Source organism: Pedococcus sp. P1_H8, assembly GCF_056405175.1.
Map to the genome: position 1 here is coordinate 73,133 of NZ_JBFUCP010000002.1, position 16,350 is coordinate 89,482.

The 16,350-nt window shown below is 68.8% G+C and carries 16 protein-coding genes; 9 read left to right on the plus strand and 7 right to left on the minus strand.

Annotated features, from left to right (window positions below):
* Positions 1-120: 120 nt before the first annotated feature.
* Positions 121-1,698, minus strand: coding sequence for a lysyl oxidase family protein (locus AC1DYG_RS02345; protein WP_477638290.1), 1,578 nt, complete (start codon positions 1,696-1,698; stop codon positions 121-123).
* A gap of 330 nt (positions 1,699-2,028) precedes the next feature.
* Between AC1DYG_RS02345 and AC1DYG_RS02350 the strand changes: the two genes are divergently transcribed.
* Entirely contained in the window at positions 2,029-2,994 is a 966-nt protein-coding gene (locus AC1DYG_RS02350; RefSeq protein ID WP_477638291.1) for an anti-sigma factor RsbA family regulatory protein, read from the plus strand.
* A gap of 13 nt (positions 2,995-3,007) precedes the next feature.
* Here the strand turns inward: AC1DYG_RS02350 and AC1DYG_RS02355 are convergent, their stop codons facing one another.
* The gene (locus AC1DYG_RS02355; protein ID WP_477638292.1) at positions 3,008-4,372 is read right to left on the minus strand and encodes a HAMP domain-containing sensor histidine kinase; all 1,365 of its coding nucleotides are present in this window, start codon (positions 4,370-4,372) and stop codon (positions 3,008-3,010) included.
* On the minus strand, positions 4,369-5,046 hold the full coding sequence (locus AC1DYG_RS02360) for a response regulator transcription factor (protein ID WP_477638293.1): 678 nt from the start codon (positions 5,044-5,046) through the stop codon (positions 4,369-4,371). The genes AC1DYG_RS02355 and AC1DYG_RS02360 overlap by 4 nt, the downstream gene beginning before the upstream one ends.
* A 97-nt stretch (positions 5,047-5,143) precedes the next feature.
* Between AC1DYG_RS02360 and AC1DYG_RS02365 the strand changes: the two genes are divergently transcribed.
* Both AC1DYG_RS02365 and AC1DYG_RS02370 read left to right on the plus strand, forming a co-directional pair.
* Positions 5,144-5,467: a PepSY domain-containing protein gene (locus AC1DYG_RS02365; protein WP_477638294.1), complete on the plus strand. Its 324-nt coding sequence runs from the start codon at positions 5,144-5,146 to the stop codon at positions 5,465-5,467.
* A gap of 34 nt (positions 5,468-5,501) precedes the next feature.
* The gene (locus AC1DYG_RS02370) at positions 5,502-6,359 is read left to right on the plus strand and encodes a hypothetical protein (protein ID WP_477638295.1); all 858 of its coding nucleotides are present in this window, start codon (positions 5,502-5,504) and stop codon (positions 6,357-6,359) included.
* Between the two features lie 36 nt (positions 6,360-6,395).
* Here AC1DYG_RS02370 and AC1DYG_RS02375 read toward each other — a convergent pair whose 3' ends face one another.
* Positions 6,396-6,704, minus strand: coding sequence for a hypothetical protein (locus tag AC1DYG_RS02375; RefSeq protein ID WP_477638296.1), 309 nt, complete (start codon positions 6,702-6,704; stop codon positions 6,396-6,398).
* A 137-nt stretch (positions 6,705-6,841) separates the two neighbouring features.
* Here AC1DYG_RS02375 and AC1DYG_RS02380 point away from each other — a divergent pair, with 137 nt between their 5' ends.
* The 6 genes from AC1DYG_RS02380 (at position 6,842) to AC1DYG_RS02405 (ending at position 13,744) form a co-directional block, all read left to right on the plus strand.
* Positions 6,842-7,663, plus strand: a complete 822-nt coding sequence (locus AC1DYG_RS02380) for a COG4705 family protein (protein ID WP_477638297.1) — start codon at positions 6,842-6,844, stop codon at positions 7,661-7,663.
* A gap of 40 nt (positions 7,664-7,703) precedes the next feature.
* Complete coding sequence (locus AC1DYG_RS02385; protein WP_477638298.1) at positions 7,704-9,131, plus strand: glycoside hydrolase family 3 N-terminal domain-containing protein; 1,428 nt, start codon at positions 7,704-7,706, stop codon at positions 9,129-9,131.
* A 90-nt stretch (positions 9,132-9,221) separates the two neighbouring features.
* Positions 9,222-11,936: a winged helix-turn-helix domain-containing protein gene (locus AC1DYG_RS02390; RefSeq protein WP_477638299.1), complete on the plus strand. Its 2,715-nt coding sequence runs from the start codon at positions 9,222-9,224 to the stop codon at positions 11,934-11,936.
* Between the two features lie 169 nt (positions 11,937-12,105).
* The gene (locus AC1DYG_RS02395; RefSeq protein ID WP_477638300.1) at positions 12,106-12,795 is read left to right on the plus strand and encodes a hypothetical protein; all 690 of its coding nucleotides are present in this window, start codon (positions 12,106-12,108) and stop codon (positions 12,793-12,795) included.
* A 50-nt stretch (positions 12,796-12,845) separates the two neighbouring features.
* Entirely contained in the window at positions 12,846-13,490 is a 645-nt protein-coding gene (locus AC1DYG_RS02400) for a DUF2306 domain-containing protein (RefSeq protein ID WP_477638301.1), read from the plus strand.
* Positions 13,487-13,744 (plus strand): hypothetical protein, encoded by a 258-nt coding sequence (locus tag AC1DYG_RS02405; protein WP_477638302.1) that lies wholly within the window; start codon positions 13,487-13,489, stop codon positions 13,742-13,744. The genes AC1DYG_RS02400 and AC1DYG_RS02405 overlap by 4 nt, the downstream gene beginning before the upstream one ends.
* Here AC1DYG_RS02405 and AC1DYG_RS02410 read toward each other — a convergent pair.
* From AC1DYG_RS02410 to AC1DYG_RS02420, 3 genes are all read right to left on the minus strand, one after another.
* On the minus strand, positions 13,735-14,658 hold the full coding sequence (locus AC1DYG_RS02410) for an NAD(P)/FAD-dependent oxidoreductase (RefSeq protein ID WP_477638303.1): 924 nt from the start codon (positions 14,656-14,658) through the stop codon (positions 13,735-13,737). The two genes, AC1DYG_RS02405 and AC1DYG_RS02410, sit on opposite strands and share 10 nt — an antisense overlap.
* Positions 14,659-14,785: 127 nt before the next feature.
* Positions 14,786-15,592 (minus strand): PIG-L deacetylase family protein, encoded by an 807-nt coding sequence (locus tag AC1DYG_RS02415; RefSeq protein ID WP_477638304.1) that lies wholly within the window; start codon positions 15,590-15,592, stop codon positions 14,786-14,788.
* An 87-nt stretch (positions 15,593-15,679) separates the two neighbouring features.
* Entirely contained in the window at positions 15,680-16,327 is a 648-nt protein-coding gene (locus tag AC1DYG_RS02420) for a hypothetical protein (RefSeq protein WP_477638305.1), read from the minus strand.
* Between the last annotated feature and the right edge of the window lie 23 nt (positions 16,328-16,350).

Here is a 16,350-nt window from a genome sequence, read left to right on the forward strand (position 1 = left end):
CGCAAACCCAGTGTTGCCCACCAACGAGACAGCCCCCTTGCACAGCGGAAACGCAGATGAGGGGCTGTTTCACATGGTCGAGGAAGTCGTCAGGATTGACTGCTTCGATGGCGCCTGCCGCTACTGGGATGTGGCGGCGTTGCGACGCTTGGGTTGGAAGCGCACGTACCCCAGGACCGGTGAGTCCTCGGCACCGTCCGCGGTGATGACGATTCGGTCGATGCTTGGCGCGACGAGGCGGATGTTCTGGAAGTGCCGGGGGATGGTGTCCACCGTTGCCTCGCCGGTCTGCTTCGTCCCGGCGTAGGCCGTGATGCTCACCGTGCCGCCGAAGTGGGCCAGCCCGAGGTCGACGACTGATGCCTTGGCCCCGAGCCGGATCTCTGTCTCGCCGGCGGTGCTGAGCCCCGTGACTCCGTGCACCTCGGTGATGCTCGAGAGGTCCCGGTCCTTCACCTCGATCTCGATCCTGCCGAAGGTCCGGGTCCGAGGCCCGTCGCCGGGGCAGTGGTCGGTGAGGTCGACCGTGGGGGCGAGCTCGTCGGCTGCCACCGCCAGCTCGCGCCGCCAGCGCGGTTCGTCGAGGGTGATGTCGAGGCGGCGAGGATCGATCTGGATGACGATCTCAGGCCTTCCGCGGCCGTTGGTCTTGAAGTAGGTCATCGAGGGCCCGGGTCGTCCGATGAAGCACATCGAGTCGAACCGGTATTTGCGGATGAAGTGCAGAGCCGCGATGGCGTTGCCCTGCCCCGGGCCGAAGTCCATGAGCCAGTGGGTTCCCTCGACGATCTTCCAGCGATCGCCCACCTGGAGGACCTGGAGGTGGTCCCGGTCGAAGGGGATGCAGTCCTCGCCGGGCATGCTGCCACTGGGGGCCCGGCCGGAGTCGTTGAGCCAGTACATCATCGGCTCGACGTCTCCGCAGCGTGGCCTGCCCACGAAGCACATGGACGCGAGCTTGTAGTGGTTGATGACCTCCACGGCCCGTTGTGCCTCCCAGGGGGAGGTGCCGGTGTCGAGCATCCAGTGGCTGTTGTTCTCGACCACCTTCCAGCGTCCTCCGACCTGCTGTGCGCTGACCCGGCTTCGGTCGAAGGGAATGCGGTCCTCCGGGATGTAGGGCGGGTCGATGGTGGTCACGGTGTTGCCCGAGAGTCTCAACCCGGTCCAGATGGTGTTGTCGCCGAAGCAGTCCTCGCCGACCTTGTGCTTGGCGTTCGTCGTCGATTGGAGCGTGTAGTCCCCGTCGGCGATGCCGTCGATCACGATGAACTGGCAGGGGAGTCCGGAGCTGTACACGTCCGCCCACCCGGCCGAGATGCCCTGATCACTGTTGCAGTCGTGGAACCGCCCGGACGGCGAGGCGGTGGCAGAGATCCTCTCGATGTCGATGGCGCAGAACGCCTGTTTGTATCCGACAGTGGCCAGGCTGCCGTTGCTGCGGAACAGCAGGAACTCGTTGAAGTCCTTGAGGTGGTAGTGACCGTGACCTGCCGACCAGACGAAGAGGTCCGGCCGCGCAGCAGGACTTCCGACGACCAGGTCGGCGTTCCCGGCGTTGTGCGAGAGGAAGTCAAAGCGGAGGAGGCGATGTTGGCCGGGAGTGACGCAGCCGTCCTGGACATCGTGGTCGGATGCCGTGAACGTGCGGTTCTGGATGTAGAAGTTGCGAACCCGAGTAACAAGATTGACGCCCACGACAAACCCCTGTCCGATTCAAGTGACCGCAAGATGCGATCAACTACCCCAAGTCAAGGATGATCGAGACAGTCGCCCTCCACGTCCCACAGATGGATGAGAACCGCACAGTTGGGAGGCTTGGACTCGTGTGCGACCTCCGGAGGGTGAACGGCTCCGACGCGACAGCGGAAGGTAAGCGATTTGGTCCGCTTGGCAGGGGTTCCAGCAGGCGATTCGGGCGTAATCTCAGGGGAGACGTTGCACACGCTTGTCCGCCGCGTTGAGCGACGGGCCCTTGTGAAGGGAGCGGCTACGTCGCCGCAGGGAACCGATCAGGTCGACACCCCAGTGGAGGGTGGGGCTACCGGGCGCGGCCCAGCCGGAGCGCGTCGGACCCACGACGGCTACAGACACGAGGCATTCTTCTGGTCAGGTGACGACCAGTTCCTTGCTGGGACGGTCCCGTTCGTCACGCAAGGGCTCAGCGCAGGCCAGCCGGTCATGGTCGCGGTGGTCCCCTCGCACATCGACCTGCTGCGCGACGCCCTGGGTGGACACGCCGACCAGGTGGAGTTCTTCGACATGGTTCAGCTCGGGGCGAACCCGGCGCGGATCATTCCGGCGTGGCAGCGGTTCACGGACGCGCACCCCGGGCGACCGGTGAGGGGTATCGGTGAGCCCATCTGGCACGGCAGACGGCTCGCCGAGCTCGCCGAATGCCAGATGCACGAGGCGCTGCTCAACATGGCCGTCGACACCGACACCCCCCTCTGGCTGATGTGCCCCTATGACGTGGGCTCGCTTCCGCAGGACGTGGTGGCGGAGGCGCATCGCTCACACCCTGTGGTCGTCGACATCGAGACGCATCGTGGGAGCACCACCTACGGCGGAGCCCACCACGTGGTGACGATGTTCGAGACCGACCTTCGAGCGGTCGAGGTTGCCGTGTCCCACCGAGTCTTCGGTAGCGGTGACCTGGCCACGGTTCGCGCTGACGTCGGGGCGTGTGCCTCGTCGGTGGGCCTGACGCCTGAGCGCAGCGACGACCTGGCCCTCGCCGTCCACGAAGTCGCCCTCAACAGTGCGGTTTATGGCCATGGCGCAAGCGAGTTGCGCATCTGGGAGGAGGACGACGCGCTGGTCTGCGAGGTGCGCGGACGCGGCCACATCGCCGACCCGATGATCGGACGACGCCAGCCGCCGTGGCAGGAGCAGCACGGACGCGGCCTGTGGATGGCCAACCAGCTGTGCGACCTCGTCCAGGTCCGCTCCAGCGAGGCCGGCACGACGGTCCGCATCCACATGTGGCTCTAGGTGCGTTCGTGAGCTAGGCGGGAGCGTCGGGAAAGGTCAGCGTGACCCCGGTCCCGGGGCCGTCAGAGCGCGGGCCGATGGTGGTCGTCCCCCCGTGTGCGGTAACGATGACGTCCACGATGGCCAAGCCCAGGCCGTGCCCTCGGCCGGGCCGCGAGGCTGCGTCCCTGCTGAACGGGTCAAAGGCACGCCCATGCAGGTCCTCGGAAATTCCGGGGCCACGATCGCTGACCGTGATGGCCACCCGGTGGGGCTGGCGTGAGGCATCGAGGCATACGTCCGCGCCGCCGTGCCTGAGCGCGTTGTCCACGAGGTTGCCCAGCGCCTGCTCGAGTCGGACAACGTCACCACGGATCGTCAACGACTCATCAGCACGCACCTCGATGCGCTGGCCCTCTGCGGCGGCCCGAGTCGAGAAGCGCTGCGCCACACCGTGAACCAGCTGGCCGATGTCCACGGCGGCGTTCTCGAGGGGCAGTGGCGAGCTGTCTGTCGCCGCCACGGTGAGGAGACCCTCGGACAGTGCGGTGAGTCGCGACACCTCTTCGTTCGCCGACGTCAGCGCTGCGACGAGTTGGTCGCGGGAGCGCGGCCGGGACAGCGCGAGGTCGAGCTCGACGCGCAGGAGCGAGAGTGGTGTGCGCAGTTCGTGGCTGGCCTCCGCGACGAAGCGGCGCTGCTGCTGCGCCGCGGAGTCGAGCCGGTCGAGCATGTCGTTGAGAGTCGAGCCGAGTCGGTGGATCTCGTCACGGGCAGCCGGCAGCGGCAGCCTCGAGCCCGTCGAGGTCGAGGAGATCTCGGCTGCCCTCCGTCGCATGCGCTCGACCGGACGCAGGGCCGAACCAGCCACGAGGTACCCCAGGGCCGACGCGAGGATGAGCGCCAACGGACCACCCACGAGGAACTGCGACACGATCCCGCCCAAGGCGTCTTCGGTCTGGGCTTGCGAGGTGCCGACCACGAGGACCTGGTCTGAGACCCGGCGGACGAGGAGCAGGCCGCCTTCGGGCTCGTTCTCGCCGACGAGGCGGACCGGGCGGTCGATGGCCTGGTTCACGCGGGTCGAGCGGCCCGCATCGGCGGTGCCCAGCACCGCGCCCGTCACCTGCGGCGAGGAGGCCACCAATTGACCTTCCGGCGTCGTGATCTGGGCGAAGAACTCTCCCGTCATGGACGTGGTGGCGTCGGCGCGCGCTGGCCACGGGACCCGAGCGAGCGCGTCCAGCTGGGTGGCCATGGCCGCACGGCTCTGCTGCGTCAGCGTGGTGTCCACGCGCACGTAGACGAACGTGCCAAGAGCAGCGAGGGCGAGGGCGGTCGCCACGGCGAAGGAAGCCGCGACCCGGAGGCGGATCGGGAGTCGGCTCGCGGCCCTCATCGTCCGGTGCTGTCGAGTCGGTATCCGACACCGCGGACCGTCTGCAGCGACCTGCGGCCGAAGGGCCGGTCGACCTTCTCGCGCAAGTAGCGGACGTAGACATCCACGACGTTCGAGTGGCCGTCCTGCGCGACGTCCCAGACCAGATCACGAAGCTGGTCCCGCGTGAGCACGCGGCCCGGTCGGCGCATGAAGGCCTCGAGGAGGGCGAACTCGCGGGCGGAGAGGACGACGGACTCGACGCCACGGCATACCTGACGCATCGCCGGGTCCAGCGTGAGGTCACCCACGACCAAGAGGGCGGGCCGCGGCACCGGCCCTCGACGCGCAAGGGCACGCAACCTGGCCAGCAGCTCCACCATCGCGAACGGCTTGGTCAGGTAGTCGTCGGCGCCCACGTCCAGGCCCTGGATGCGGTCCCGCACCGCGGTGCGCGCGGTCAGCATCAGGACCGGGGCCCAGTTGTCGCTGCGGCGCAGGCGCCGACACACCTCGAAGCCGTCGATGTCAGGCAGCATCACGTCGAGCAGTACGGCGTCGAACTCGCCGGTCGTCGCAGCGTCGAGCGCTGCTTCCCCTGTGCGTGCCACCTCCACGACGTGGCCGTTCTCGCCCAGCCCGCGCCGGAGCAGCTGGGCCATCTTCGGCTCGTCCTCCACGAGCAGCAGGTGCACTCCTCCATGGTAGGCAGCCAGGTGAGATCCGGATGAGAGCTCATGGTCACCTCATCTCGCCGACCTAGTCTCTGGGTGAACCGGAAGGAGAACCGACATGGACACTCGGATGACGAAAGGGCGGGCGATCGCCCTCGTCGGAGCCCTTGGCCTGGTGGGCGCTCTCGGGGCCGGCGCGGCAGTCGCAACCGGCGCAGACGACGACTCCGCGGACCGGCCCATCACGGGGCCTGCCCTGCGGCAGGCCACCGAGGCCGCACTCGCCGAGACCGGTGGTGGCCGCGTGACCGAGACGGAGGTGGGCGATGAGGAGAGCCTGTATGAGGTGGAGGTCACCTTGGGCGATGGCAGCCAGGTGGACGTCCAGCTCGACGAGCAGTTCCACGTCGTGGGTAGCAAGACAGACCGCGAGAACGGGTAGCCAGGGCGCGGGCCCGACCATGCGGGCGGAGTCCGTGGCGGCTGCAGTCGCAATCGTCGCTGCGGTGTCGCTCGCCGCGGCAGGATGCTCAGGATCCACAGGGTCCAACGGGTCCAGCGGCTCCACCGCGTCCAGCAGGTCCACGGGCTCGGCCGGGTCCACGCGGTCCACCGAGCCGGGGCCGGTCGGTCTGCCCCAGGGTGGTCAGAGCGTCTCGATGCAGCCGACCGACTTCACCACAGTGATCGACAACCCCTACTGGCCGATGGAGGCGGGCACCCGGTGGACCTACTCCGAGGTCGACGACGAGGGTCGCGCCCTCACGGTCTTCGTGACCGTCACGAGTGGCACGCGCGTGATGGCCAACGGTGTCACCGCGCGGGTGGTGCGCGACACGGTCACCGCCAAGGAGGGGATCGTGGAGGACACGTTCGACTACTACGCGCAGCACAGCGACGGCACCATCTGGTATCTCGGTGAGGACACCGCAGAGTTCGAGGACGGCAAGGTCTCCTCGAGGGAGGGCTCCTTCGAGGCAGGGGTCGACGGTGCCCTTGCGGGGGTGGTCATGCCCGGCAGGCCGGAGGTCGGAATGAAGTACCGCCAGGAGTTCTACAAGGGGCAGGCCGAGGACAACGGCCAGATCCTCAGTGTCAGCGAGTTCGCCGAGGTGCCGGCCGGCAAGTTCGGTGACGTGCTGCTGACCCGCGACACCATCACCATCCAACCCGACGTCCTCGAGTACAAGTTCTACGCGAAGGGCGTCGGGCCGGTCATGACGCTCGGCGTTTCCGGCGGGGGAGGCCGAGAGGCCCTCACGAAGAGGTCCACGGTGTCGGCGCAGGTGGCCAAGGCGGCGGGAACGGTACCGCTCGGACAGCGCTACGGCTGACGCGGGTGCCTGCCGCGGGCCCGTTCGGCCTCTTAGTCACATGCCAGGCATCTCCATGAACTTCTGCGTCGAGATCGTCCCGCCCGCTGCGGTGTGCGGGTGTCCGTCGAGCAACCCGTCCAGTTGCTCCTGGGAGTCGGCGTCGATGACCGAGTAACCAGACACCTGTACGTCGGCGTCGCCCTCGTTCACCAGCGGCGACCCCATGTCGACGAGTCGCTCCCCGACCCGATCGCCCCAGCCCATCCACTCCTGCATCCCGGCCGCCGCCTGCTCGGGCGGGATCTCCGCGATCTGGGCACGCATGGCGCCGGTGGTGTTGTAGAAGACCATGTACTTCGACACGACTACTCCTTCGAGATTTCAGGCCGGCACCGGACGGCTCCGTCCACCTCGATCCTCCACCGGGCGCGCGTCGTCCGCAGCAGATTTCGATGGGAAGTTTCAGGGTCTGCTCAGCGGACCCCTGAGACCGTTCCCCCATGACGACGCTTGCAACAGACCAACGCCGCGCCATGCTCAACAAGGTCCCCGAGGTCACGGTGTACTTCTGGATCATCAAGATCCTGTGCACCACGGTCGGGGAGAGCTTCGCGGACTACATCAACGAGACCCTCGGCTTCGGCTTGGGCAAGACAACCTTGGTCTTCTCAGTCGCGCTGATCGCCGTACTCGTTGCGCAGTTCCGGCTCCGCCAGTACGTGCCTTCGGTGTACTGGCTGGCAGTGGTGCTCATCAGCGTCGTGGGGACACTCCTGACGGACAACCTCACCGACGGGATCGGCGTCCCACTGTGGATCAGCACAACGGTGTTCGCCGTGGTCCTCGCCGCCGTCTTCGCCGTCTGGTACGCCCGGGAGCGCACCATGTCGATCCACTCCATCGCCACGACGCTGCGCGAGGCCTTCTACTGGCTCACCGTCCTCGTGACCTTCGCGCTGGGAACCGCCGCCGGCGACTGGACGCTCGAGCTGACCGGCTGGTCGGCGGGCCCCTCGGTCCTGCTGCCGCTGGGTCTGATCGCGGCCGTGTTCGCAGCGTGGAAGCTGGGAACGGGACCTGTCCTGTGCTTCTGGTTGGCCTACATCCTCACCCGTCCACTGGGCGCCAACATCGGTGACTTCCTGGCGTCGGGGCGGGATGAGGGCGGAGCCGGGCTGGGCACCCTCGGCACCAGCGTTCTCTTTCTGGGGACCATCCTCTCCGTCGTGGTCTACCTGAGCGTCACCCACAAGGACCGGATCGAGCGAATGGCGGTGCCTGCCGAGCCGGTGGCCGAACCGGTGGGCGCCCGGCAGGGGTGACCGAAGACAACCGGCTGCCCCAGTCGTTCGTCTTCGAGGTATGGAACGCGGGCGACCGACAAGAACTGCTGCGGTGCTCGGGGCGTTGACGATCGCCCTGACGACCACCATGACGACCATGCTGACGACCGGGTCCAGCCCGGGCTTCGCCGCGACACCGGCCAGCCTCGCGCAGGCCGTGTTCACGAGGATGACCGAGGCGCAGCGCATCGGCCAGCTGTTCATGGTCGGGACCCCTGCGACGGGGTTGTCCGCCGCCGCGGCCTCGGCGATCTCCGCCCACCACGTCGGCAATGTTGTCCTCACAGGCCGGACGTATGCCGGGGCGGCACCGGTGCGGTACCTTGCCGCCAGCGCGGACCGGCTGACCACCGCCGCCGCGACGGCGGGGGTTCCGCTCTATGTCTCCGCGGACCAGGAGGGCGGGCAGGTCCAGGTGCTCCAGGGCGCCGGCTTCAGTCGCATCCCGTCGGCCCTGACCCAGGGCACCTGGACCGATGCGACCCTGACGGCGAACGCCAGGTCCTGGGGACGGCAGCTGTCGCGAGCGGGCGTTGACCTGAACCTGGCCCCGGTCGTGGACACGGTTCCCGCGAGCCTCGGCACCAAGAACACTCCCATCGGTCACTACTACCGCGAATACGGTTACACACCAACGGTGGTCGGCGCCAAGGGCAGCGACATCGTCCGGGGCGAACGCAGTGTCGGCCTGGCGGTGACGGCCAAGCACTTCCCGGGCCTCGGCCACGTGACGGCGAACACCGACACGACCGCCGGAGTCACCGACAGGGTGACGACCCGCACCTCGGGGGACGTCGCTCCGTTTCGCTCGGCGATCACCGCTGGTGCCCGCATGGTCATGGTGTCGCTCGCCGTGTACTCCAGGATCGACGCGGCCCGACCGGCTGCCTTCTCGCCGACGGTCATCGCGGGAATGCTCCGTGCAGACCTCGGCTTCACGGGTGTCGTCGTGAGTGACGACCTGGGTAACGCCAAGCAGGTCGCGGCGTGGTCGCCCGGCACACGGGCCACCAGCTTCATCGCGGCGGGTGGCGACATCGTCCTCACCGTGAACCCCGCTGTACTGCCGGCGATGGTCACTGCCGTGAGCGCGAAGGCGGCGAGCGACCCGGCGTTCCGGGCCAAGGTCAACGCGGCGGCATACCGGGTCCTGCTCGCGAAGGCCACCGACGGACTGCTCGGGACACGGCTGGTCGTCGACGGTGTGTTCAGGCCGTCGACCAGCTCCGCACTGCAGCGTTGGCTGGGAGTGACGGTCACCGGAACCTTTGGCTCCACGAGCATTCGGGCTCTCCAGGCTCGGGTCGGGACCACGGTCGACGGCCAGTGGGGCCCCCTCTCGATGGCTGCGATGCAGTCCTACCTCGGGATCGCACGCGACGGGGCTACGACCTGGAACGCACGGACCGTGAACGCCCTGCAGGCCTACCTCGACACCCAGCTCTGAGGGTCAGTGGAGCACCGCCCGGTGCCCGGCGCGTTAGCGTTGGCCGGGCAACGCCACGCACCCGTGGCGCACCGTCGAACGGGGATGCGTGTGGCACGTCCGCTGATCGGGACCAAGCTGTACGTTCCCAGGCTGCGACAGGGTCTGGTGGGACGCACCCGGCTGCACGAGCTCCTCGATGCGGGAGGACTCACGAGGCTCACGCTGGTCTCCGCGCCGGCCGGGTTCGGCAAGACGACGCTGCTGTCGGAGTGGGCGCTCGGGGCAGGAGCTGCCGGCCGACCGGTCGCCTGGGTCTCCCTCGACACCGCAGACAACGAGGCAGCGTCGTTCTGGAGCTACGTCGTGACGGCGTTGCAGACGGCGGTGACCGGCATCGGCGCCGGTGCGCTGGAACGCATCGCGTCCGCACCGATGTCGATCGGGGGCGTGCTGACCCCGCTGTTGAACGAGCTGGCCACGGCACCGGGGGAGGTCTGGCTGGTCCTGGACGACTACCACGTGGTGGTCGACCAGGACGTGCGAGAGGGCATGACGTTCTTCTTGGAGCACCTTCCTGCGAACATCCACGTACTGCTGAGCACCCGCGCCGACCCGGACCTACCGCTGCCCCGGTGGCGGGTGCGGGGAGAACTGGTCGAGATCCGTGCCGCAGATCTCCGCTTCACGCCCGAGGAGGCCACGGCATACCTCAACGCCTCCGCGGGACTGAACCTCACCGCACTGGAGGTCGCGGCGCTCGAGGAGCGCACGGAGGGATGGATAGCCGCTCTGCAGCTGGCAGCCCTGTCGCTCCGCGGGCGTTCCGACGTCAGCGGCTTCATCGCCCGGTTCGCCGGAGACGACCGCTACCTCGTCGACTACCTGGTCGAGGAGGTGTTGGCGCACCAACCCGAGCAGGTCCGTGAGTTCCTCCTGCAGACGGCCGTCCTGGACCGACTCGCCGGTCCGCTGTGCGACGCGCTGACCGGCCGCGACGACGGCGACCGGACCCTGGAAGCCCTGGAGCGGGCGAACCTGTTCCTCGTTCCCTTGGACGACCGGCGGCACTGGTACCGCTACCACCACCTCTTCGCCGACGTGCTGAGGGCGCGCCTGCTTGCCGAGCGGCCCCACCTGGTCGCGATGCTGCACCAGCGGGCCAGCGGCTGGTTCGAGCGCCAGGACCTCGTCGAGGACGCGGTCAGGCACGCCCTGGAGGCCGGGGACTTCGACCACGCGGCCTACCTGATGGAGCTGGCGGTTCCGTCGATCCGACGCCATCGGCGCGAAGCCGTGCTGCTCGGTTGGCTCAGGGCGCTCCCCGACTCCGCGGTCCGGCGCAGTCCCGTGCTGAGTGTCTTCTATGCCTACATGCTCATGGTCTCCGGTGACCTGGGTGGGGTTGAAGAGCGGTTCGACGACGCCGAAAGTGCGCTCGCCGCAGGGCAGGAAGCGTCGGCGCCGCCGTGGGCTGACACCGACGAGCTGCGCACCTTGCCGGCGACGATCGCCGTGCACCGGGCCTCACTGGCGCAGGCCCTTGGTGACGTGACCGGCACCGTGGCCCATGCGCGCCGTGCGCTCGAGCTGGCCGGCCCCGACGACCACCTTGCCCGTGGCGGCGCAGCCGGGTTCCTCGGGCTTGCTGCCTGGGCGAACGGTGACGTGGTGGGGGCACTGGACACGTTCACCGAGGCGGTGGCCAGTCTGCACGCGGCAGGGAACCTCGTCGACGAGCTCAGCAGCGCGGTGGTGCTCGCAGACCTGTCCCTCGCCGCCGGCCGACCGGGCAAGGCGCGCCGGCTCTACGCGCGGGCAATGCAGGTCGCCCAGGCGCATGGTGAACCGGTCGCCCGGGCAGCCGCTGACCTGCACGTCGGCCTCAGCGAGATCGACTACGAGGCAGGCGATCTCGACGGCGCCATCCGACACCTGGAGGCGGCCGCAGCCCTGGGCGAGCGTGCGCCCATGAACGAGAGCCTCTTCCGGTGGTCCGTGGCCAGGAGTCGGGTCGCCGCCGCCCAGGGCGACCCGCGCGAGGCCGTCGCCCTGCTCGACCGCGCGGCAGATCTCTATCGGCCGGGGTTCTTTCCAGAGGTACGTCCCATCGCGGCGCTCAGGGCGCGGGTCTGGGTCAGTCAGCGCGCCCTGTCACGGGCCGCCGAGTGGGCAGCTGAACGAGGCGTCACCGTCGACGACGAGGCCCGGTACCTCAGCGAGTTCGACCACCTCAGCCTGGTGCGGCTGTTGATCGCGCAGCACCGGACGCGTCCGGACACGGAGGCGCTCGACGGGGCGTTGGGCCTTCTGGCGCGACTGCACGAGGCCGCCCAGACCTCTGGTCGCCACGGAAGCCTCCTCGAGGCAGGCATGCTGACCGCCCTGGCACAGGACGCCTTGGGCCAGCGCGAACAGGCGGTGCAGTCGCTGGCCCAGGCCTGGGCCAGAGCGCCCGAACCCGAGGGCTGGGTACGGCTCTTCCTCGACGAAGGCCCGCCGATGGCGGAGTTGCTGCGCGCTGCGGAGATGGACGGCGACGCCGGTCACCACGCGCGTCGCGTGCTCGGGCACGGGGGAGCCCGTAGGGGTGGACTGGCCGAGGACGTCCAGCGACCGATGGGCAGTTCGGCCGACCTCCTGAGCGACCGCGAGCTCCAGGTGCTGCGACTGCTCGAGAGCGAGCTGACGGGACCTGAGATCGCCCGCGAGCTGTTCGTGTCCCACAACACGCTGCGCACCCATACGAAGCACATCTTCACGAAGCTCGACGTCACCAGCCGCCGCGCTGCGGTCCGCTCCGCCCGCGAGCGCGGCCTGCTGTAGCGCCCGAAGATCGGTAGCGCCCGAAGATCGGTAGCGCCCGAAGATCGGTGGCGCACGCAAAGTCACCCTGTCGGTCACATCGTTGGGTGACGCCCGCCCACCCTCCGGCTGCCTACCTTCGAGTCACCCTCGCGGCGCCTCGCCGAGGACCTCGAACCAGGAGTCCGTCATGACCATCACCACCACCAAGCTCACCCGCGCGGCCGGCCTGTGCGCCGTGGTCGCCGGGCTGCTGTTCATCGCCGTCCAGATCAAGCACCCTCCCTTGGACCTCGCCTTCGTCACGACCACCGAGTGGAAGGTCCGCCAGGGCACGAAGGTGGTCATGGCCGTCCTCTCGCTGGCTGGCATCACCGGTATGTACCTGCGCCAGGTGAGGCAGACGAGAGTGCTGGGGCTGCTCGGGTACGTCCTGTTCGCGGTCGGGTACCTCATCATGCTGAGCATCGAAGTGGTCGGTCTGGTCGTCGTCCCGTCCATCGCCGTCACCTCACCGGGCTACGTCACGGACGTCCTCGCCGTCGCGACGGCTGGCCACGCGACCGGCGACATCGGCCTCATGCAGCCCCTCAACCTGGTGAACGCCCTCACGTATCTGGGTGGCGGCTTCCTGTTCGGCGTCGCTCTCTTCCGGGCCAACGTCCTCGCCCGATGGGCGGCAGTGGTGCTCGCAGCCGGAACGGTCGCCACGATCGCCATCCCCTTGGTGCCGGACGTCAACTTCAGGCTCTTCGCCCTCCCGATCGGCGTCGCCATGGTCGGACTCGGCTACTCACTGTGGAGCGAGGGACGCCCCCGCACCGCGCAGCTCGCGCCCGGCTCCGCCAACGCCCAGCGCGACCTGGCCGGCGCCAAGTGACCGTCCACGCGCCTGCGGCACCCACCCGGTCGGCCAGGTCGACCGGGTGGGTGCCGTTCGCACTCGTCGCGCTGGTCGTCATCCCCGCCATCGCGGGCTCGCTGCGCCTGCTCGAGCTCGCGGGCGGCCCACACGTCCTGCCCGCCAATCCGCGCCTGAGCGCCTCGCCGGTGCCTGTCGTCGTGCACATCACCTGTGCCCTCACGTATGCCGTGCTCGGCGCCTTCCAGTTCTCCGCCTCCTTGCGGCGCCGCAGGCCCGGCTGGCACCGCGGCGCTGGACGAGCCCTCGTGGGCTTGGGGTTGGCCGTGGCGGGCTCGGCGCTGTGGATGACGCAGTTCTATCCCCGCCAGCCCGGCACGGGCGAGCTGGCCTACGTGTTCCGGCTCGCCTTCGGGTCGGGGATGGCCGCCTGCATCGCCCTCGGCTTTGCGGCAGTCCGCCGCGGCGACATCCAGCGTCATCGGGCCTGGATGACCCGCGCCTATGCCCTGGCGCTCGGTGCGGGGACCCAGGTTTTCACCTTGGGAGTGGGGGAGGGGGTCTTCGGGACCAGCGTCCTCACCAAGGACCTGAGCCTCGGTGCCGGCTGGGTCATCAACCTCGCGGTGGCGGAGCATGTCATCCGACGCAGCAGGAGACGGAGCCCCGAGCGCCTGCCCGGCAGGCTGACCACCAGGGTCGGTGCGCGATGACCTGGTCCGGCAGTCGACCGGTCCCCACCACCTACTGCCTACGGGTGGACGGACAGCTCGGACAGCACTGGTCGGCCTGGCTTGCAGGCCTCACCCTGGCCCACGAGCCTGACGGCACCACGACGTTGACGGGCGAGATTGCTGATCAGGCTCAGCTGCACGGACTGCTGGCCAGGATCCGGGACCTCGGCGTCACGCTGCTCTCCGTGCAGGTCCTTGACCCCACCCCTCCCGGCGAGGCCGTTCAGAGGTAGAAGGCGCGGACTGCGGCCTGGACGTCGTCGTCGACCAGGTCCGTGTTGATGGCGATCGCCGCTGCGGACCCTTCGCCGGCAGCGGTGATGACCTGCGCTCGCGGATTGGCGACGTTGCCCGCCACCCACACACCACGAACGCTGGTGGACCCGTAGGCGCCCGTGACGACCCACCCCTGGTCGTCGAGGTCGGCGCCCAGATGGGTGAGCAGGTCGTGGTTGGGGACGAACCGCGGCGGGACGAACACCGCGTCGCGCGCAACGGTTCGACCGTCGGTCATCCGCACTGCGCTGAGGCGGTCGTCCTCGACCACGAGCTCTGCCACGTCCCCTTCTACGATGCCAATCGCTCGCGAGACGAGCTGCGGACGATGGGCCTGGGTGAGGGTGTCTGCCGGCACGAAGAGGACGACGTCGCGGGCCCACTGCCGCACGACCTGGGCGTACCGAGTCGTCTCCGGGCCGTTCCACAGGACTCCGAGCCGTTGGTCGCGCACCTCCCAGCCGTGGCAGTAGGGGCAGTGCAGCACGTCGCGCGCCCACCGCTCGGCCAAGCCGGGTATCTCGGGAAGCTCGTCCCGCAGCCCAGTGGTGACCAGCAACCGCCGAGCTGACACGCGCGTGCCGTCCCCGAGCAGCACCCAGAATCCCTTGGTGCCGTCAGGCACGACGTCGGTGACGACACCGGTGCGCAGCTCAGCGCCGTACCCCGTCACCTCCTCGCGCCCGACCTGCAAGAGCCGGCCGGGCGGCATACCGTCACGGGAGAGGAAGCCCTGCATGTGGGCGGCGGGAGCGTTGCGAGGCAACCCGGAGTCGACCACCAGGACCGTGCGCCGAGCCCGGGACAGAACAAGGGCGGCCGACAGCCCGGCGGCGCCGCCGCCGATCACCACCACGTCGTAATCGCTCATGGCGCAAGGGTGGACCACTGCACCGCACCGTGACGGGAATCGTTGCTGATTCCGGGACAGACAGCCGACTCCCGGGGCGATACCGCCTCTTCTGTCCAGGCTTCATCCCGGTCATCACGCAGCCACATCACACTCTCATTCCCTCGAAGACGTCTGCCCACACAGGGGTTCCCGGGGGTCGCGGCGGCCAGGCCACCACGTGGAACTCGCGCTTGGCGTAGCGCCGCCACTCGAGATCGTCACCCTGCGGGTCGAAGAGGGCCGTTCGTTGTGTGGAGTGCTCCTTGAGGCCGGCCACGACGGCATCGGCGACGGATCGGGTGTCGACGAGCACTCCGATGTCTTCGTCGGGAACAGCACGAAGGTGGTAGGTGACATCGGGGTCCCAAGGGGGCAGCCCGCGAGCCGCGCGCGCCACTTGGTGAAGGGCGAACGGGGTGGCGGCGATGGCGGTGTGCAGCAGCCGGTGCAGACCAAGTCCCCCGTCTCGGCGGACCCTGTGAAAGGCCTCGCCGGTCGCGCGCCCGATGGCGAGGTGGTCGTGGTGGCCGGTGACGCCGTCGGGTCCAAACGTGACCACGACGTCAGGGCGCACGTCGTCGAGGAAGGCGGACACCTCCTCGACGAGTCGGTCATGCCCCACAGCGCTCACGTTTCCGTCGTCGTGGCCGAGCCAGATATCCCGGTCCGGAACCCGACCGACCGCGCGCCACGCCTTCTCGGCCTCTCCTCGCCGGTGCTGTCCAAGGGACGAGGAATCCACCGACATGCCCGGAGCGACATCGCCCGCTCCTCCATCGGTGGCGTGCAGGACATTGAGCCGGAAATTCTCGTCGGAGGCATGCAATGCAACGGTTCCGTACGTCGAGTAGCTCTCGTCATCAGGATGGGCAAAGCACAGCCCGAGGGAACCCGAAGCCGCGTGGTTCGACATGGCGCTCCTGTCTGTCATCATCGGCCGGCAGTCCGGACAAGTGGCCCCTTGGAGCATTCACTCCAGAGCAGCACTCCGGCAACGGGTTCAGGTGGGCCCATCGGCCGGTCTGGGAGGGCCACGGAGCAGATGCACGCTGAGCGCGACGACCAGGACCAGGAAAGCGATGGGCGCAGCGACCTCGAGCAGAGTCCGTCCGAACACGATCTCCAGCGACCGCAGCGCGCACAGCCCAGTCACTCCCAACGAGGTCCAACGCAGCCATCCCGGTCCCCGCCAAAGACGCCAGCAGGTCGCGGCGAACCAGGCGATGGTCAGGAACAGCAGCACGTCGACCCAGTCGGAAAGCTGAGCGAGGTTGTGCACCAGGGCGGACGACGCAGTGGGGGCGACGACGCACAGCCACAGTGGAGGCACCACGGTCAGGACGGCAGCGGTCGCCATGCCACCGCCGGCCACCAGAACGGGTCTGCTGGCCTCGACGGCGGTCGATCGAGCAAACCCCACCACGAACACGACCAACGGCGCTGTCGCGTCAAGTTCGACGACCTGGGCGATGGCGACCACCCCAGCGTGCTGCTCGTAGTACGTCCTCACGGCGGCGGTGGCGTCGTGCCCTCCAGGGACGCTCGCCATGCCGGCGCCGATCAGCAGCAGGAGCACGAAGCCGAGCCCTGAGGCACCTGCCGTTCGGGCGCCGTTGTCACGACCTGGGGAGCTGTTTGTCGGTCCCATGTGACCATCGTCGCGGCGGCTGA